This window comes from Streptomyces sp. RKAG293 (genome assembly GCF_023701745.1).
Lineage (GTDB): Bacteria > Actinomycetota > Actinomycetes > Streptomycetales > Streptomycetaceae > Actinacidiphila.
In genome coordinates, this window is sequence record NZ_JAJOZB010000001.1 from 6,317,959 (window position 1) to 6,336,491 (window position 18,533).

Annotated in this window: 15 protein-coding genes; 7 read left to right on the forward strand and 8 right to left on the reverse strand. The window is 70.6% G+C overall.

Annotation, left to right across the window (positions count from 1 at the left end; genetic code table 11):
* Positions 1 to 70: 70 nt before the first annotated feature.
* The 6 genes from LNW72_RS28105 (at position 71) to LNW72_RS28130 (ending at position 7,179) form a co-directional block, all read left to right on the forward strand.
* Positions 71 to 2,521: a polysaccharide lyase 8 family protein gene (locus LNW72_RS28105; protein WP_250977911.1), complete on the forward strand. Its 2,451-nt coding sequence runs from the start codon at positions 71 to 73 to the stop codon at positions 2,519 to 2,521.
* A gap of 53 nt (positions 2,522 to 2,574) precedes the next feature.
* On the forward strand, positions 2,575 to 3,102 hold the full coding sequence (locus tag LNW72_RS28110) for a GNAT family N-acetyltransferase (RefSeq protein ID WP_250977912.1): 528 nt from the start codon (positions 2,575 to 2,577) through the stop codon (positions 3,100 to 3,102).
* Positions 3,103 to 3,260: 158 nt separating this feature from the next.
* Positions 3,261 to 4,322: a CoA ester lyase gene (locus tag LNW72_RS28115; RefSeq protein WP_250977913.1), complete on the forward strand. Its 1,062-nt coding sequence runs from the start codon at positions 3,261 to 3,263 to the stop codon at positions 4,320 to 4,322.
* Positions 4,323 to 4,327: 5 nt separating this feature from the next.
* On the forward strand, positions 4,328 to 5,200 hold the full coding sequence (locus LNW72_RS28120) for a CoA ester lyase (protein WP_250977914.1): 873 nt from the start codon (positions 4,328 to 4,330) through the stop codon (positions 5,198 to 5,200).
* A gap of 147 nt (positions 5,201 to 5,347) precedes the next feature.
* The gene (locus tag LNW72_RS28125) at positions 5,348 to 6,931 is read left to right on the forward strand and encodes an acyl-CoA carboxylase subunit beta (RefSeq protein ID WP_250977915.1); all 1,584 of its coding nucleotides are present in this window, start codon (positions 5,348 to 5,350) and stop codon (positions 6,929 to 6,931) included.
* Positions 6,931 to 7,179, forward strand: coding sequence for an acyl-CoA carboxylase epsilon subunit (locus LNW72_RS28130; RefSeq protein ID WP_374117338.1), 249 nt, complete (start codon positions 6,931 to 6,933; stop codon positions 7,177 to 7,179). The genes LNW72_RS28125 and LNW72_RS28130 overlap by 1 nt, the downstream gene beginning before the upstream one ends.
* 73 nt (positions 7,180 to 7,252) lie before the next feature.
* On the opposite strand, the gene LNW72_RS28135 is transcribed toward LNW72_RS28130, so the two are convergent.
* From LNW72_RS28135 to LNW72_RS28170, 8 genes are all read right to left on the reverse strand, one after another.
* A complete protein-coding gene (locus LNW72_RS28135; RefSeq protein ID WP_138358192.1) occupies positions 7,253 to 7,831 on the reverse strand; it encodes an ATP/GTP-binding protein in 579 nt (192 codons plus the stop codon).
* On the reverse strand, positions 7,812 to 8,333 hold the full coding sequence (locus tag LNW72_RS28140) for a DUF742 domain-containing protein (protein WP_250977917.1): 522 nt from the start codon (positions 8,331 to 8,333) through the stop codon (positions 7,812 to 7,814). The genes LNW72_RS28135 and LNW72_RS28140 overlap by 20 nt, the downstream gene beginning before the upstream one ends.
* A 112-nt stretch (positions 8,334 to 8,445) precedes the next feature.
* Positions 8,446 to 8,859 carry a roadblock/LC7 domain-containing protein gene (locus tag LNW72_RS28145; protein WP_250980343.1) on the reverse strand — a complete coding sequence of 138 codons (414 nt, stop codon included), beginning with the start codon at positions 8,857 to 8,859 and terminating at the stop codon, positions 8,446 to 8,448.
* A 9-nt stretch (positions 8,860 to 8,868) separates the two neighbouring features.
* On the reverse strand, positions 8,869 to 12,063 hold the full coding sequence (locus LNW72_RS28150) for a nitrate- and nitrite sensing domain-containing protein (protein WP_374117339.1): 3,195 nt from the start codon (positions 12,061 to 12,063) through the stop codon (positions 8,869 to 8,871).
* A gap of 312 nt (positions 12,064 to 12,375) precedes the next feature.
* Complete coding sequence (locus tag LNW72_RS28155) at positions 12,376 to 12,981, reverse strand: ATP/GTP-binding protein (RefSeq protein WP_374117340.1); 606 nt, start codon at positions 12,979 to 12,981, stop codon at positions 12,376 to 12,378.
* Positions 12,962 to 13,369, reverse strand: coding sequence for a DUF742 domain-containing protein (locus LNW72_RS28160; RefSeq protein WP_138358185.1), 408 nt, complete (start codon positions 13,367 to 13,369; stop codon positions 12,962 to 12,964). Before LNW72_RS28160 ends, LNW72_RS28155 begins: the two co-directional genes overlap by 20 nt.
* A 77-nt stretch (positions 13,370 to 13,446) precedes the next feature.
* Entirely contained in the window at positions 13,447 to 13,860 is a 414-nt protein-coding gene (locus LNW72_RS28165) for a roadblock/LC7 domain-containing protein (RefSeq protein WP_285370762.1), read from the reverse strand.
* 9 nt (positions 13,861 to 13,869) lie between these two features.
* Positions 13,870 to 17,700 carry a nitrate- and nitrite sensing domain-containing protein gene (locus LNW72_RS28170; protein WP_250977919.1) on the reverse strand — a complete coding sequence of 1,277 codons (3,831 nt, stop codon included), beginning with the start codon at positions 17,698 to 17,700 and terminating at the stop codon, positions 13,870 to 13,872.
* 602 nt (positions 17,701 to 18,302) lie between these two features.
* On the opposite strand from LNW72_RS28170, the gene LNW72_RS28175 reads away from it, so the two are divergent.
* A complete protein-coding gene (locus LNW72_RS28175; RefSeq protein WP_250977920.1) occupies positions 18,303 to 18,485 on the forward strand; it encodes a hypothetical protein in 183 nt (60 codons plus the stop codon).
* Positions 18,486 to 18,533 lie beyond the last annotated feature (48 nt).

The following is an 18,533-nucleotide window of genomic DNA, read 5'->3' on the forward strand; positions in this document are numbered from 1 at the left end:
GTGGTAGAAACCGCTTACTAGAGAGAAGTGAAGCACACCGCCGTCTTCGCCCATGGAGGTTCCAACCGCCATGCCCTCCCCCTGGTCCCGCCGGACATTCCTCGCCGGAAGTGGCGCCGCGGCCGTTGCCGCAGGCCTTTCCGCCGCCTCGCCCGCGAGCGCCGCCTCCTCGCCCGCAAGCACCGCCCCGCCCGCAACCACCGCCCCCGCGGCCACACCCGCCGACGCCGCGCCGGACGCCTTCGACACCCTGCGGCTGCGCTGGCGCGCCCTCACCCTGGGCGCCGGTTTCGACGCCGCCGCCGAGCCGTACGCGACGAAGCTCGCCACCCTCGGCACCGCCGCGCGCACCTCGCTGGCGTCCATGGCCCCGGCCACCGGATCGCTCTGGCCCGACCAGCCGCTGAGCAGCACCGCCTCCATCACCGGCAGCTACGCCCGGCTCAACGAGATGGCGCAGGCCTGGGCCCAGCCCGCCACCGGCTCCACCGCCGATGCCCAGATGATCGCGGCCGTCGTCGAGGGACTCGACCACCTCTACGGGGAGGTCTACAACGAGAACACCACGCCGTTCCTCCCCAACTGGTGGGACTGGCAGATCGGCAGCCCCCGGCTGCTGCTCGACACGGTGACCGTCGCCTACGACGAGCTGAGCGCCGACCGGACCGCCTCCTACCTGCGGGCCGTCGACCACTTCGTGCCGGACTCCGCCGTCGGTTCGTACACCGGCACCAGCACCGGCGCGAACCGCGTCGACCTGTGCCGGGTCATCGCCACCCGGGGCGTGCTGGGCAAGTCGGCGGCGAAGTTGGTGCTGGCCCGCGACGCCCTGTCGCCGGTGTTCCCGTACGTGACGACCGGCGACGGGCTGTACGCCGACGGCTCGTTCGTCCAGCACACCTACGTCGCGTACACCGGCTCCTACGGCGAGGTGCAGATCGACGGCCTGGCGCGGCTGTTCGCCCTGCTCGCCGGCTCCACCTGGGCGGTCACCGACCCGAACCGGCAGATCATCCTGGACTCGGTCGAGAAGGCGTACGCGCCCTTCCTCTACAACGGCCTGGTCATGGACTCCGTCTCCGGGCGTGCCATCAGCCGGGGCATCGCCACCGCCGATCCCACCCGCATCCAGGGCGACGACCACCGGCGCGGCCACCCGCTGCTCGCCCACATCGCGCTGCTCGCCGAGGGTGCGAGCGCCGCCGAGCGGACCCGCTGGCAGGGGCTGGTCAAGGGCTGGATCCAGCGCGACTACTACAGCCCGGTGCTGGCGGACGCCAAGCTCGGCATAGCCGACCTCGCCCGGCTGGAGGCCATCGCCGACAGCGCGGTGACCGCGGTGCCGGAACCGGTCGCGCACCGGCTCTTCCCCGGCATGGACCGGGCCGTGCACCGCCGCGCCGACTGGGCCGCGTCGATCGGCATGGCCTCGAAGCGCATCACGTACTACGAGAACGGCAACGGCGAGAACCTGCGGGGCTGGCACACCGGCTCGGGCATGCTCTCCTGGTGGGGCTCCACCTACGGCAACGGCCAGTACAGCGACGCCTTCTGGCCCACCGTCGACCCGTACCGGCTGCCCGGCACCACGGTGTCGAAGAAGGCACTCGCGGACGGGGCGGGCGGCGCGTGGGGCGCGGCGCGGCCGGATGTGACCTGGGTCGGCGGCGCCACGGACGGGGTGTTCGCGGCGGTCGGCCAGCACCTCAAGGGCCTGTCGAGCACGATGAGCGCCCGCAAGTCCTGGTTCTGTCTGGACGACACGGTCGTCTGTCTCGGCGCGGGCATCACCAGCACCGACGGCACGGCCGTCGAGACCGTCGTCGAGAACCGCAACCTCGGCGCGACCGGCACCCACGGGCTCGCCGTCAACGGCACCACGCAGTCCACGGCGCTCGGCTGGTCCGCGACGCTGGCCGGCACCACCTGGGCCCGGATCACCGGCTTCGGCGGCTATGTCTTCCCGGGCGGCGGGGGAGCGACGGTGAAGGCGGTGCGCGAGGCGCGCACCGGCACCTGGGCCGCCGTCAACACGGGCGGCACGACCGACGCGCTGACCCGCCGCTACCTCACCCTCTGGCTCGACCACGGGGTGAACCCGACCAACGCCTCCTACGCCTACCTCGTCATGCCGGGCGCGACCGCCGCGGCCACCGCGGCCCGCGCCGCCGCCACCGGCTGGCTGGTGACCCTCGCCAACACCGCCGCGCAGCAGGGCGTCTCGGTGCCGTCGCTGGGGTTCACCGGGATCAACTTCTGGTCGGCGGGCACCGTCGGCGGCGTCACCGCCTCGATCCCGGCCTGCGTCATGATCCGCGTCAGCGGCAGCACGGCGACGGTCTGCGTGTCGGAGCCGCCGCGGTCCGGCGCCTCGCTGGACATCACCTGGAACCGGCCGGTGTCCGCCGTCACCGCGAAGGACGCCACGGTCACCGTCACCGGCACCGGGGCCTCGCTGCGGCTCACCATCGCGCCGGGCACCACCGGGGCGACCCACCGCGCCACGGTGACTCTGGCGTGACACGCGGCCTAAATGATTCGTTCACGCGGGCAGCTTGCTCGTAAGGTGCCCGCGTGACGGATGACAGGACGCAGGACCACACGCCCACCGGCCGGTACAACGGCAGGCTGGAGATCCGGCCCGCGGACATCGCGGACGCGGTGGTCATCGCCGAGATCCACATGGCGTCACGCGCGAGCACCATGCCGTACCTCCCCCCGCAGCAGCGGAGCCTGGAGGAGGTCGCGTGGTGGGTGGAGAACATCGTGCTCACCGAGGGCCAGGCCTGGGTGGCGGTCGACTCCTACGGTGAGGTGCTCGGCTACGCCGCGCTGGAGGGCGACATGCTGGAGCAGCTGTACCTGCGGCCGGAGGCCCGCCGCCGGGGCGTCGGCTCGGCGCTCCTCGGCGAGGTGCGGCGCAACAGCCCCGACGGCCTGTCGCTGCACGTCTTCCAGGCCAACACCGGCGCCCGCGCGTTCTACGAGCGGCACGGCTTCACCGTCCTGGACACCAATGACGGCAGCCGCAACATGGAGAACCTGCCGGACATGACGATGCGCTGGATTCCCGGCACGGGCATGGGTACGCGTACGGAGTAGGGAGCGCGGGCCGGGGAATGCGGGCCAGGGCGTAGGGTCGGGCCGCTGACACGCGGTGACCAACGGCACACATACTGGCCGGTAACGTGCGGCAGTGGTGGCCGTAGGGTGATCGCCGTACGCTCCTCCCCACCCTCGACCGACATCCGGGAGACCGCATGCGTTCCGCGAAGGACTTCTTCCGCCCGCTGGCCGTAGGGGCTCCGGCCCCGGTACGGGAGGTGCCGTTCCGGCCCTCGCGGATGATCCACTTCTTCGATCCGGGCAACGAGAAGATGGCTGCCAAGGTCCCCTCCATCGCGCCCCAGGTGGACGTGCTGCTGGGCAACCTGGAGGACGCCGTCCAGGCCGACCGCAAGGAGGCCGCCCGGAACGGGCTCGTGCGGATCGCCAAGGCGACGGAGTTCGGCGACACCCAGCTGTGGACGCGGATCAACAGCCTGGACTCGCCGTGGGCGCTGGACGACCTGCTCACCCTGGTCACCGAGATCGGCGACAAGCTCGACGTCATCATGGTGCCCAAGGTCGAGGGCGCCGAGGACATCCACTACGTCGACCGGCTGCTGGCGCAGCTGGAGGCGAAGGCCGGCATCACGCGGCCGATCCTGGTGCACGCCATCCTGGAGACCGCGACCGGTGTCGCGAACGTCGAGGAGATCGCCGGCGCCAGCCCCCGCATGCAGGGCATCTCGCTGGGCCCGGCCGACCTCGCCGCCAGCCGCCGGATGAAGACCACCCGGGTCGGCGGTGGCCACCCCGGCTACCTGGTCAGGGAGGACCCGAACCCGTCCGACGCCGACGCCCCGCGCGCCACGTTCCAGCAGGACCTGTGGCACTACACGATCGCCCGCATGGTCGACGCGTGCGCGGCGCACGGGATCCTGCCGTACTACGGGCCCTTCGGCGACATCCGCGACACCCTCGCCTGCGAGGACCAGTTCCGGAACGCCTTCCTGCTCGGCTGCGTCGGCGCCTGGAGCCTGCACCCGGTGCAGATCGCCATCGCCAAGAAGGTCTTCTCGCCCGCCCCGGCCGACGTCGCCTGGGCCCGCAAGGTGATCGACGCGATGGGCGACGGCACCGGCGCCGTCATGATCGACGGCAAGATGCAGGACGACGCCACGTACAAGCAGTGCCTGGTGGTCTCCGAACTGGCCGACACCCTCGCCGCCCGCGACCCCGAGCTCGCCGAGGCGTACGCCGCGGCAGAGAAGGAGTGACGACCATGACGGACAGCACCCTCCGCCCCCGCCGCTCCGTGCTCTACATGCCCGGGGCCAACGAACGCGCGCTGGAGAAGGCCAAGACCCTCCCCACCGACGCGCTCATCCTCGACCTCGAGGACTCCGTCGCGCCGGACGCCAAGGCCGACGCCCGCAAGCGCGTCGCGGCCGCCGCCGCGTCCGGGGAGTACGGCTACCGCGAGGTGACGATCCGGGTCAACGCCCCGGACACCGAATGGCACGCCGACGACCTGCGCGCCGCCGCCGAGGCCGGCCCGGACGCCGTCGTCGTCCCCAAGGTCGACTCCCCGGAGACCGTACGGGCCGTCGAGCGCGCCCTGGAGGCGGCCGGAGCCCCCGACCGCACCGCGATCTGGGCCATGATCGAGACGCCGCTGGCGATGTTCGACGCCCGCGCCATCGCCGCCGCGAGCGAGCGGCTGACCGTCCTGGTGATGGGCACCAACGATCTGGCCAAGGAGCTGCACGCCGAGCACGTCCCCGGCCGGGCGCCGCTGCTGACCGGTCTGTCGCTGGCGCTGCTCGCCGCCCGCGCCACCGGCAAGACCATCTTGGACGGTGTCTACAACGACGTACAGGACCTGGCGGGCTTCGAGGCCGAGTGCCTCCAGGGGCGCCAGTTCGGATTCGACGGCAAGACCCTGATCCACCCGAAGCAGCTGGAGCCCTGCAACCGGCTCTTCGCACCCTCAGACGATGCGGTCGCACACTCCCGCCGGATCATCGAAGCCTTCGATCAGGCCACGTCAGAGGGGCGCGGCGTGGTCACGGTCGACGGCCGGATGATCGAGAACCTGCACGTCGAGGACGCCCGCCGGATCCTCGCGCTGGCCGCGGCGGTCGCCGGACGGTAGGGCGAAAGGTACAAAAAACCGGGTCCCGCGTGCCATGCGCGGGGCCCGGTCCTTCTTTGGTTCTGTCGATACCCGCCATGAAGTCGGAGCGGACACTGTACGAAGTGGACCCCCCGTTCGCGGGGGTCCCGCTCGTACTGTCGATACATGAGCTTTCTGGAAGAGGTGCCCGTCGAGGTGAACGACGCTCGCGGGCGCGTGGCCGAGCTTCGCGCGATCCGCGAGCAGGTCCTGCGCGGCCCCAGCGAGCGGGCGACCGAGGCGCAGCGCGCCAAGGGCAAGCTGACCGCACGCGAGCGGATCGCGCTGCTGCTGGACGAGGGCTCCTTCAACGAGGTCGAGCCGCTGCGCCGGCACCGCGCCACGGGCTTCGGCCTGGAGGCGAAGAAGCCGTACACCGACGGTGTCATCACCGGCTGGGGCACCGTCCACGGCCGGACCGTGTTCGTCTACGCCCATGACTTCCGGATCTTCGGCGGCGCGCTCGGCGAGGCGCACGCCACCAAGATCCACAAGATCATGGACATGGCCATCTCCTCCGGCGCCCCGCTGGTGTCGCTGAACGACGGCGCCGGCGCCCGTATCCAGGAGGGCGTCTCGGCGCTCGCCGGCTACGGCGGCATCTTCCAGCGCAACACCCGGGCCTCGGGTGTCATCCCGCAGATCTCGGTCATGCTCGGCCCGTGCGCGGGCGGCGCGGCCTACAGCCCGGCGCTGACCGACTTCGTCTTCATGGTCCGCGAGACCTCGCAGATGTTCATCACGGGACCGGACGTCGTCCAGGCCGTGACCGGCGAGAAGATCACCCAGAACGGGCTCGGCGGCGCCGACGTCCACTCCGAGATCTCCGGCGTCTCGCACTTCGCCTACGACGACGAGCAGCACTGCCTCGAAGAGGTCCGCTACCTGCTCTCGCTGCTCCCGCAGAACAACCGGGAGAACCCGCCCGCCACCGAGACCTCCGACCCGGCCGACCGCCGCGGCGACGTCCTGCTGGACCTCGTGCCGGCCGACGGCAACCGCGCGTACGACATGCGCAAGGTCATCGAGGAGATCGTCGACGAGGGCGAGTACCTGGAGATCCACGAGCGGTGGGCCACCAACATCATCGTCGCGCTCTCCCGGCTGGACGGCCAGGTGGTCGGCATCATCGCCAACCAGCCCAACAGCATGGCGGGCGTCCTGGACATCGCCGCGTCCGAAAAGGCCGCGCGTTTCGTGCAGATGTGCGACGCCTTCAACATCCCGCTCATCACTCTCCTGGACGTACCCGGCTTCCTGCCGGGCGTCGACCAGGAGCATGGTGGGATCATCCGGCACGGAGCGAAGCTGCTCTACGCGTACTGCAACGCCACCGTGCCGAGGATCTCGCTGATCCTGCGCAAGGCCTACGGCGGCGCCTACATCGTCATGGACTCCCAGTCCATCGGGGCCGACCTCACGTACGCCTGGCCCACCAACGAGATCGCGGTGATGGGCGCCGAAGGTGCCGCCAATGTCATCTTCCGCAAGCAGATCGCCGAGGCCGACGACCCCGAGGCCATGCGTGCCCGCATGGTCAAGGAGTACAAGGCCGAACTGATGCACCCCTACTACGCCGCGGAACGCGGTTTGGTGGACGACGTCATCGACCCGGCCGACACCCGCGAGGTGCTCATCCGCTCGCTGGCGATGCTCCGGACCAAGCACGCAGACCTGCCGTCGCGCAAGCACGGCAACCCGCCGCAGTAATGGAGACCACCTTGAGTACTCCCGCCGAGACCCTGGCCCCCGACACCGTGACCCCCGACACCCTGGTCCGCGTCGAGAAGGGCCACGCCAGCGCCGAGGAGCTCGCGGCGCTCACCGCGGTCCTGCTGGCCCGCGCCGCCGCCAACGGCCACGCCGCCACCAGCTACGAGCAGCCCCGCTCCACGGCCGGCTGGCGCCGCCTGGAGCGCACCCCGGGCTTCCGCAGCTCGCACAGCTGGCAGGGCTGATCCCGCCGGAACGACAGAAACGCCGGGCCGCCCCCGTAGGGGCGGCCCGGCGTTCTCGCGTCCAGGGGGATGCTCAGCGCAGGCGCGCCATCAGCGCGTGCTCCACCAGGGTGATCAGCGCGGACTTCGCCTCACCGCGGTTGCGGGCGTCCGTGGTGATGATCGGTGCCTCGGGCCCGATCTGCAGGGCCTCGCGCACCTCCTCGGGGCCGTACGGCTGGTGGCCGTCGAAGCCGTTGAGCGCGATCACGAACGGCAGGCCGCTGTTCTCGAAGTAGTCCACGGCCGGGAAACAGTCCGCGAGCCGCCGGGTGTCCACCAGGACGACGGCGCCGATCGCGCCGCGCACCAGGTCGTCCCACATGAACCAGAAGCGGTCCTGGCCCGGGGTACCGAACAGGTACAGGATCAGGTCCTCGTCCAGCGTGATGCGGCCGAAGTCCATCGCCACGGTGGTCGTGGTCTTGTCGGGCGCGTGCGTCAGGTCGTCGATGCCGGCCGACGCGGAGGTCATCACAGCTTCGGTGCGCAGCGGGTTGATCTCCGAGACGGCACCGACGAACGTGGTCTTGCCCACGCCGAACCCGCCCGCCACCACGATCTTCGCGGAGGTCGTGGAGCGGGTCGCCCCGTTAGAGCTTGCGAAGTCCACTGAGCACCCTTTCAAGCAATGTCACTTCTGGCTGACCACCCGCGGACTCGTCGCCACCGGGCTGGTGGACGGCGACCAGCCCGGCCTCGGCCAGGTCGGCGACGAGAATACGGGCGACGCCGAGAGGGATCGACAGCAGCGCGGAGATCTCCGCCACCGACTTGATCTCCCGGCAGAGAATGCAGATCCGCTGGTGCTCCGGCAACTGCCCCCGCAGCTGCACCGGGTCGGCCGTGGTGCTGACCAGCGCCTCGATGGCGAGCTGGTAGCGCGGCCGGGTACGGCCACCGGTCATGGCGTACGGCCGCACCAGCCCGGAAGGGGTCTGGGCGCGCTGCCGGCCGGGCCGCGCCGGCGCCTGCGGCGGATCGTACGGCTGGATCCGGGGCTGGCGGTAGCGGGGCTCGGGGTCAGGAGTAGGAGCCGAGGGGAAGTTGTAACGGTTCAGAGGCGGCTGCTGCTGCTGGCTGCCGTACGGATCTCCGCCTGGTGGCGTTGTCACGGTTCCTCCTCCTGATGAAGGTTGTGGGGGCTGCGTTCCCGCACCCTATGGGTACGGGGACGCGCCCGCACGCCTGTCCGTTAGTTGAGCAGGCACCTAGTTGAGAAGACTGCTAATTGAGCAAACTGCCTTGAAGTTCGGAGCGGAGGTCGGGGGTGAGGACGGTCCCGGTCCGGTCGACCAGCAGGGCCATCTCGTACCCGACGAGGCCGATGTCGCACTCGGGGTGAGCGAGTACGGCCAGCGAACTACCGTCGGAGACGGACATGATGAAGAGGAATCCGCGTTCCATCTCCACGACCGTCTGGTTGACGGCGCCGCCTTCGAAGATGCGGGAGGCTCCGGCGGTGAGCGAGGTCAGGCCGGAGGCGACGGCGGCGAGCTGGTCGGCGCGGTCACGAGGGAAGCCCTCGGACATCGCGAGCAGCAGGCCGTCGGCGGAGACCACCACCGTGTGGGACACCCCAGGGGTGTTGTCCACGAAGTTGGTGATCAACCAGTTCAGATTCTGTGCCGCCTGGCTCATCGGACTCAACTAACGCTCCTGGTTCTGAGGGCCACCGTAGTGATTGTCGGGGGCCTGGCCGTTCGTGTCAGTTCCCGCAGTGCGTCCCTGCTGGACGCCACGGCGCAGATTGCTCAACCGGCCGCGGACGTCCTCCGGCGCGCGGGAGACCTGTGGGCCGCCCTGCGGAGTCTGCTGTGCGGTACCCGCGACCAGGTTGGCCTTGGGTACTCGACGGGGCAGGCCGGAGGGGGTTACCCCACCCGCCTTGGGTTCGCGGACCTGTTCGGCCCGCTGCCAGTGCTGGTCGTTCTGGGAACGCCAGTCGGTCTCGGCCTCTTCCGGCGCCTGCTCCGGCTCCGGATCGGGCTGGGGGACCGGCTGGACCGCCGGTTCCGCCGCCACCTGGTCCGGTTGCGGCCACTGCCGGTCGCGGCGTGGCAGGCCGGCATCCGTCAGCGAGGGGGAGCCTACGCTCTCCGGCGCCCCGAAGGGGGTCCCGGGAACGGAATCCGGCGCCTGCTGATCCTGCTGGGCGACGGGCTGCGCCCAGTCGTCCAGCACGGGTGGGGCGGGAGGTCCGGAAGGTGCGGGCTGGACGGGGAAGTCCTGCTGCCACTCCGGTTCGTAGGACGACGGCTGCTGGTACGCGGGCTGCGCACCGTACTGGTCGGCCTGCCCGTTGTACTCCGGCTGACCGGCGAAGTCCTGCCCGCCGAAGTCCTGCCCCTGGAAGTCCTGCGCCGGGTAGCCCTGGCCCTGGAAGTCCTGGCCCGGGGCGTAGCCGCCGTCGTACTGCGGCTCGTACCCCTGCTGGTTCTGCTGTCCCCGCTGCCGCGGGATGTCGTCGCCGAACATCGCGACGTCTTCCGGCCGTTCCGAGGCCGAGGCCTCCAGTTGGGCACGGCGCTCCTCGCGCTGCAGCGAGCGGCCGACGGGGTCGAGCTGCCCGGGGGCGCCGGAGGCCGTGAACGCGGACTCGTCCGACCGCTCGTACTGGGAGTCGTCGAAGCCCAGCTCGGCGGCGGTCGGCTGGTAGCCGAACTCGGCGGTCGAGTGCTCGGGGACGATGCGCGACACGGTGAAGTCCGTGTCGTCGTCCTCGGGCAGCTGGTCCTCGCCGCCACCACCGTGGGTGATCGGCTCCGGCAGCATGACGAGCGAGGTGGTGCCGGCCTGCTCGCCCGAGGGGCGCAGCTGGACGCGGACACCGTGCCGGTCGGCGAGCCGGCCGACCACGAACAGGCCCATGCGCTGGGAGATCGCGACGTCCACGGTCGGCGGGTCGGCCAGCTTGTGGTTGATGTCGGCGAAGTCCTCGGCGGTCAGGCCGATGCCCTTGTCGTGGATCTCGACCATGACGCGGCCGTCCGGCAGCCGGGTCGCGGTGACCCGCACCTTGGTCTGCGGCGAGGAGAACGTGGTGGCGTTCTCCAGCAGCTCGGCCAGCAGGTGCACGAGGTCGGTCACGGCGGTGCCGTGGATGTCCGTCTCCGGTATCCCGACCAGCTCGATGCGCTCGTACGCCTCCACCTCGGAGGCCGCCGCGCGCAGCACGTCGACGAGCGGGACCGGCTGGTTCCAGCGGCGGCCCGGCTCCTCGCCGGCGAGGACCAGCAGGTTCTCACCGTTGCGCCGCATACGGGTGGCGAGGTGGTCCATCTTGAACAGGTTCTCGAGCTGGTCCGGGTCCGCCTCGTTGTTCTCCAGCTCGGTGATCAGCGTGAGCTGCCGCTGGATGAGGCCCTGGTTCCGGCGCGAGAGGTTGGTGAAGATCGCGTTGACGTTGCCCCGCAGCAGAGCCTGCTCGGCGGCGAGCCGGACGGCCTCGCGGTGCACCTGGTCGAAGGCGCGGGCGACCTCGCCGATCTCGTCGTGGCTGGTGATCGGGATGGGCTGGACGGTGGTGTCCACCCGGCCCGGGTCGGTGCGCGACAGCTGGTCGACCAGCCCCGGCAGCCGCTGTTCCGCGACGTCGAAGGCGGCGTTGCGCAGCTTGCGCATGCTGCGGCTCATGTTGCGGGCCATCATGCCCGCGATGATGAAGGCGACGATCAGGGCGAGGACCACGATGGCCGCGTTGATGATCGCGTCGGTCTTGGCGCTGGAGGAGATGGTCTCGGCGTCGCCCACGGCCGTTTCGGCGAGGTTCTGCTCGACGGTCCGGTAGGAGTCGAAGGCCAGCGTGTTGCTGGCGAACCAGCTCTCCGGCGTGATGCCCTCGGCCCGCAGCTCCTTCGCCGACTTGTCCCCGGCGATCTCCGCGACCATCTTCTCGATCGACGGCGGCGGCACGAAGGTCTGCCCGGCCTGCTCGGCCTGGGAGGCGGCGGCCGTGAGCTGCTCGGCGCCCTTCTTCTGTGCCGCGGCCTGCGCGTCCTTCAGGTGCTGGGCGTCGGCGGGGGTGCCGCCACCGCTGTACTCCTGGAGCGCGATGCCCTGCAGATAGAGGTACGAGGTGAGGGCGGTCTGCTGGAGCTTGCGCTCCTTGGCCGGCACCGGGCCCTCGACCAGGATGTGCATGCCGATGGAGCGGCTCAGCGACTCGGCGGCCTTGGCCAGCGAGATGGCGTAGAGGGTACGGCCGTAGCTGGTGATGTTCCCGGTGCCGAGGCTCAGCTCGTTGGAGAGCTCCATCAGCGGGTGCTGCACGCTGACGTACGCCTCTTCGGTCTGCTTGTCGGGCAGCTGCCGGGTGTAGGCGGCCTTGCGGATGGCCTGCAGGCTGGGCTCCGCCTTGCGGAAGCCCTCCACGCGGCGCTCCAGCGAGGCGGAGGCGGGCATCTGGTCGACGGCTTCGTTGAAGACCTGGGCGGCGGCGTCGGTGGCCGCGTAGGCCCCCGTCACGACCGGGTCGTCACGCCTGCCCTGCACCAGCGGAACGACCGTGATGTCACGTTCGTTGATCAAGGCGTGGCTGTAGCCGGCCGCCGCGCGCACCAGGATGGCGGTGCGCTTGGCGGCGTCCGCCTGCTGCCACGTGTGCACGGAGTTCTGCACGGTGAAGCCGCCCATGACGAGGGCGACGAGAACCGGGATGAGGAGGATGGCGTTCAGCCTGGTGGCCACCCGCCAGTTGCGCACCGCGAAACGGCTGCCGGATCGGGCAGGCTCCGGTGTGGCGACAGCGGTCGCGTCGGGCACGCCCTCGTACCGCTGGGGCGGCGTGAAATTGCCCCGGGGGCCATCCGCGGAGCCCGGCTCTGCTCGCCTCGTGTCCCTCACTTGACCAACAACCTCTCGGCGACAACACAGCAAAGTGCCGTTACTACTCTCGGGTTCTGCGAATTTCAGCACGTCATGGGGGTACTAGCCAAACGTCGTACAAAGTGCAACGAACACTCGAACACGCTCACATAAATAGGGCATAAGCTCTTTGCGGTGCCAAACCGCACGGCCTGCATCACCGCAACGGAACCAGTCGAGCGCGGGGGGTGTTCGTCACCCGTCGATTCTCTGTCGAAACGTTATGAACGCAAGAACCGGCCGTGTCAAATGACACAGCCGGTCCTGGGGACAACTGGCAACCATGAAGGCTTACTTGAGTCGAGCCAGCAATGCGTGCTCCACGAGCGTGATCAACGCGCTCTTCGCCTCGCCGCGGTGGCGGGCGTCCGTGGTGATGATCGGTGCCTCGGGCCCGATCTGCAGCGCCTCGCGTACTTCCTCCGGCCGGTAGGGCTGGTGGCCCTCGAAACCGTTGAGGGCGACGACGAACGGCAGGCCGCTGTTCTCGAAGTAGTCCACGGCCGGGAAACAGTCCGCCAGCCTGCGGGTGTCGACCAGCACGACGGCGCCGATCGCGCCGCGCACCAGGTCGTCCCACATGAACCAGAAGCGGTCCTGGCCCGGCGTACCGAACAGGTACAGGATCAGGTCGTCATCGAGGGTGATGCGGCCGAAGTCCATCGCCACCGTGGTGGTCGTCTTGTCCTGGACGTGGCTGAGGTCGTCGATCCCGGCCGACGCGGAGGTCATGACGGCCTCCGTGCGCAGCGGGTTGATCTCCGAGACCGCGCCGACGAACGTGGTCTTGCCCACGCCGAAGCCCCCCGCCACCACGATCTTGGCCGAGGTGGTGGACCGGGCCACAGGCGGGCCGTAAGCCGCCTGCGGTTGCGGTCTAGAGCTTGCGAAGTCCACTGAGCACCCTTTCGAGCAGTGTCACATCAGGCTGTCCGCCGGCCTCGCCACTGCCCGGCTGGTGAATAGCGACCATGCCGGCCTCTGCGAGGTCGGCCACGAGAATGCGGGCCACGCCGAGCGGGAATCCCAGCAGCGCGGAGATCTCCGCGACCGACTTGATCTCCCGGCAGAGGTGGCAGATCCGCTGGTGTTCGGGGAGCAGCCCCTGGTACTGGCCCGCATCGGCCGTGGTGCTGACCAGCGCCTCGATGGCGAGCTGGTAGCGCGGCCGGGTACGGCCACCGGTCATGGCGTACGGCCGCACCAGCGGCTGGTCGCCTTCATCCCCGTACGGCGCGTGGTGGGACGCGCCGTACGGGCCCGGCGAGGCGGGTGGCGGGGTCATGAGGGTCCTCCGTGTCCGGGCAAAACGGTCTCGGTGCAGGAAGTACGCATCGTGCGGTGGAAGCGTGATCAGGGCAGTCAGTGCATCAGGCTGCCCTGGAGTTCGGAGCGGAGGTCGGGGGTGAGGACGGTCCCGGTCCGGTCGACCAGCAGGGCCATCTCGTACCCGACGAGGCCGATGTCGCACTCGGGGTGAGCGAGTACGGCGATCGACGAACCCTCGGAGACGGACATGATGAAGAGGAATCCGCGTTCCATCTCGACGACCGTCTGGTTGACGGCGCCGCCTTCGAAGATGCGGGAGGCTCCGGCGGTGAGCGAGGTCAGGCCGGAGGCGACGGCGGCGAGCTGGTCGGCGCGGTCACGAGGGAAGCCCTCGGACATCGCGAGCAGCAGGCCGTCGGCGGAGACCACCACCGTGTGGGACACCCCAGGGGTGTTGTCCACGAAGTTGGTGATCAACCAGTTCAGATTCTGTGCCGCCTGGCTCATCGCACTCAACTAACGCTCCTGGTTATTCGTGCCGAAGCCCCGGCCGTCGGTGTTGCCATTTGCTGTATCGCGGCCCTGCTGGATGCCGCGCCGGAGGTTGGTCAGACGGCCGCGCACATCGTCGGGTGCCCGGGAGACCTGCGGACCGCCCTGCGGCGCCTGCTGGGGGGTTGCCCCGCCTGCGACCAGGTTGGCCTTGGGTACCCGGCGCGGCAGACCGGAGGGAGTGACCCCGCCCGCCGACGGCTCGCGGACCTGTTCGGCCCGCTGCCGGAGTTCGTCGTTGGGAGAGGTGCGCCAGTTCGGCGTCTCCCGGGGTGCCGGCTGGGTCGGCTGGGCCGGAGTGACCGGCCGCGCCTGGACCGGAGCCGGTGCGGGCTGCTCGGCCCGGGCCCGCTGGGGCTGCTGCTGCGGCTGGGCCGGAAGCGGCTGCTGCTGGGGCTGGGCCGGCGGCGTCTGCCGGGGCTGCGGAGCGGGACGGGCCGGAGCCGCGGGCGCGGTGGGAGCGGCGGGCGCCGCCCGTTCCACGTGCACCTGCTGCATGCGCTCGGCCTGACCGGTACGGAACCAGTCGGACTCGATCGACGCGAAGATCGGCGTGGGCTCGTCACCGCGCGGCGGGGCCGGCGGCAGTGCCATCGGCTCGGAGACCGGCGGCAGCTGCGGCTCGAGGCCGCGGTTCGGCTGCCGGTTGGCCTGCTGCGGGTACCCCTGCTGCTGGTTGCCCTGCTGGCCGTTCTGCGACGGCTGGCCCTGCTGCGGCGGCCGGTTGCCGTTGAACCCGCCGTCGGCCGGACGCCCGCCGCGCTGCGGCAGACCCTGGGCCGGGACGTTCTGGCCCGGGTACGGCTCGGTCAGCGACCGGTCGTCCACCGGGGGAGTGCCGACCACCGGGAACTGCCCGGTGTCGGTCCGGCCGTCGGGGTAGCCGGGGCCGCTCTGTCGGCCGGCCGGCAGCGGGAACTCGCCGGTGCCGCTGTTGTCGGGCTGCGCGGGACGCTGGAACTCACCCGTGGACTCCGGCTGGTACCCGTCGGGGCGAGCCCCGCCGCGTACCGGGGCCGGGCCCGGTGCTCCGCCGAAGACGTCCGAGCGGAAGCCGCCGGGGCCCGCGTCCTGCGCGGTGGGCGCGGGGTACGGGTTGTTCGTCGGGGAGAACGGGTCGCCGAGCGGCAGACCGGCGTCCTGCCGGGAACCGGCACCCGGGTTCGGGCGCTGGTAGTCGCCCCGCGGCTGCGGCTGCTGCTGCGGTGCCGGGCGTGAGCCGGGCGGCGGACCGTCGAAGTCGGGGCGCTCGAACCTGGCGGTGGACTCCACGTCCTCGTGGCCGCGCGGGGCGTCCATCGCCGGACCGCGCTCGGCCGGAGCGGGGAAGCCCTGCTGCGGGTTGCCGCTGCGCTGCGGCTGGCCCTGCGGCGGCTGGCCGCCCTGCGCCCAGCTCGGTCCCGAGGGCTGCGGCTGGCCCTGCGGCTGGCCGTTCTGCTGGCCGCCGCGCCGGGTTCCGGTACCGCCCTGGCCACCGAGGCCGGGGCCGCCCGGGCCGGAGTTCAGCGCGGGGCGCTGACCGCCGCCCGCCACCTGGCCGCGCTGCGGCGGCCGGCCGACCTGTCCCGCGGGACCGGCGGTGGCACCGAAGGCGTTGGTGGCGGGGGCACCGGGGCCGTTGGGCGTACCGGGCATGCCCGTCGCGATCGGGCCGCGCTTGCCGGCGGCCGCGTTCTTCGCGTTCTGGCCGCCCTGCGTGACGTCCACCGGCAGCATGACGAGCGCGGTGGTGCCGCCGGAGTCCGACGGGCGCAGCTGGATGCGGATGCCGTGTCGCAGGGACAGCCGGCCGACCACGAACAGGCCCATGCGGCGGGAGACCGAGACGTCCACGGTCGGCGGGTTGGCGAGCCGCTCGTTGATGTCCGACAGGTCCTCGGGCGAGAGCCCGATGCCGGTGTCGTGGATCTCGATGAGCACCCGGCCGTCCGGCAGCGCGTGGCCGGTGACCTTCACCTTGGTCTGCGGGGAGGAGAACGAGGTGGCGTTCTCCAGCAGCTCGGCGAGCAGGTGGACGAGGTCGTTGACGATACGGCCGGTGACCTCGGCGGCGGGCACCGAGGTGAGCTCGATGCGCTCGTACTGCTCCACCTCGGAGGCGGCGGCACGGAGCACGTCGACCAGCGGGACCGGGCGGGTCCAGCGGCGGCCCGGCTCCTCACCGGCGAGGACGAGGAGGTTCTCGCCGTTCCGGCGCATACGGGTCGCGAGGTGGTCGAGCTTGAAGAGGCTGGACAGCTGGTCCGGGTCCGCCTCGCGGCTCTCCAGCTCGGAGATGAGCGAGAGCTGGCGCTGGATGAGCCCCTGGCTGCGGCGCGAGAGGTTGGTGAACATCGCGTTGACGTTCCCTCGCAGGAGCGCCTGCTCGGCGGCGAGCCGGACGGCCTCGCTGTGGACCTCGTCGAACGCGCGGGCCACCTGGCCGATCTCGTCCCGGCTGTGGATACCGATCGAGACGACGGAGGTGTCGACGTCCTGCGGGTCGGATTCCGACAGCTGCTTGACCAGCTCGGGCAGCCGCTTCTGGGCGACGTCCTGGGCGGTCTCCTGCAGCCGGCGCAGCGAGCGGATCATCGAGCGGGCCACGATGAAGGCGCCGACGACGGCGACACCGAGCACGATCAGGATGATCGCACCGTCGATGATCGCCTGGCGCTGGGCCTCGCCCCGCAGCTTGAGGGCCTGCTGCTGCATCTCGTTGAGCAGTGACCGCTCGATGTTGGTCATCGCCTGGATCTTGCTCCGGGCGGCGTCGTCCCAGTCGCGGTAGGTGGCTCCGGTGGCTGCGAAGGTGTTGATGCCGCCCTTGGAGTTCAGGATCCGGGTGGCGTTGGTGTCGTGGTTCTTGATCGTGTCGTTGCCGCCCTCGAGGGGGGCCATCAGCTCGACGGAGTCGGCGCCGCCGTAGATCTTCCCGAACCGGGTCAGCGCCGTCTTCTCGGACTGCGCGGCGGCCTTCGCGTACTGCCAGTCGTTCTCCGAGAGCGTGACGCCGCCCTGCGGGGCGAGCGCGGCGCTGATCACCGCGCGCTGGATGGACTCGAACTCCTTGGCGGAGGAGAACGCGGCCAGCGCGCGGGTGCTGCGGATCATTTCCTGGTTGCTGGTCGCCTGCGCCATGTCCTGGGACAGCGAGAGCAGCGACTGGATCAGCGAGTCGTACTTGTTGACCGTCAGCGCGATGTACTGCGGCTGCTGGTAGGCCTGGTCACGGATCTCGTTGATGCTGCCGAGCTGCTGCTCGATGGCGAGCAGGGTGGAGCGGACACCGACGAAGACCTGGTCGTTCGGGTCGACGTCGTCGGTGGTGCTCTGGAAGAGCTTGCGGTAGCGGTCGGTCGTCTCCCGGGAGGCGCCGACGGCGTCGTCGCTCTTGCCGGTGCCGGAGGACATCGGACCCGCGGAGCGGTCCCGCTCCTCCTGCAGCGCACCGGCGAGGTCGGTCGCGTGCTCGGTGATCTCGGTGAGCTGCTTCATGTGCTCGAGCTGGGCGATGTTGTCCAGCGAGCTGGAGATACGCAGCGCACCGAGCGAGGTGGCCGCGACCACCGGCAGGGCGAGCAGAGAGATCAGACGGGTGCTGATCCTCCAGTTGCGCATGGCTATTCGGGGGCCTGGCTTACCGACACCGCCCGTGATCCGGCCGGCGTCGATGCCGCTGTGCGTGCTTGAGCGTCCGGCGGCCGCGGTGTTCACGGCGTCGTCGGATCGCTGCGGCGACGGACCGCTGTTGGCTCCGCCGGGCTGCTCCGGGTCGCCCGCAGCGCCGCTGTCCCTCTTGAAACGTCCCTGCACTAGCGTCGCAACCTCTGGACCAGGCGTCCCCCGCACGTGCGGCGGGACGGTGTCGAGTCATGGGGGCCCCGGTGATCCCGGAGTAGGGATGACCGACGATGCCCTTCACCGCCACTCGATGCTCGTACGCGCCCCCTGACGCGCTGGCTTCGATTGATGTGGCGGTCCGGGGAATTCCAGCACAGTGCAGGATCTCCAACAAGGGCCGCAGCCCAGTCAATGGCGGGAGTGACTGACTGCGTCGGTCCGGGCACAGAGTGTTCAGGTCCGTTTCGGAGAAAGCCCGCGATTCTGGAACTTTTGGGCACCGAAGGACGCTCCGGGCAGGGCGTACCGCTCGTGTCCGGGTGGAGGGTAAGGTCCGCGAACTCCCGTAATGTCCGCTTGATGGAGGGGCGCGGACCGCCCGATTCGGGCTTTATGTCGGGTAGTTCGTGAGCAAAATCACAACGAGATCGTTGCCTGGGTCGCGTAAATCGGGGAACTGTCGCCACTAGCCTGGATCTTTACGCACGGCATCGTTCTGTAAACCAGTGCACCCAGGTGACCCCGCAGACCCGCGTCGCAGCCGGCGCCCCGACCCCCTGAGGCCCAGACACCCCATGAAGACCACCATGCTGTTCCGCCCGATCGCCAACCCGCGCCGCACCACCCTCATGCACCTCAAGGATGCCGAGGAGCTGCAGGCCCCGGTGATCGCGGCCGAGGACATCACCGGCGACGAGCTGCCGCAGCAGACGGCCAACCCGCGCCGCACGATCCTCATGGACGCGCCCACCGCCTGAACCACGGGCAGCGGCGGAATCAGCAGGGTGCGCCCGGGGCCTCACGTT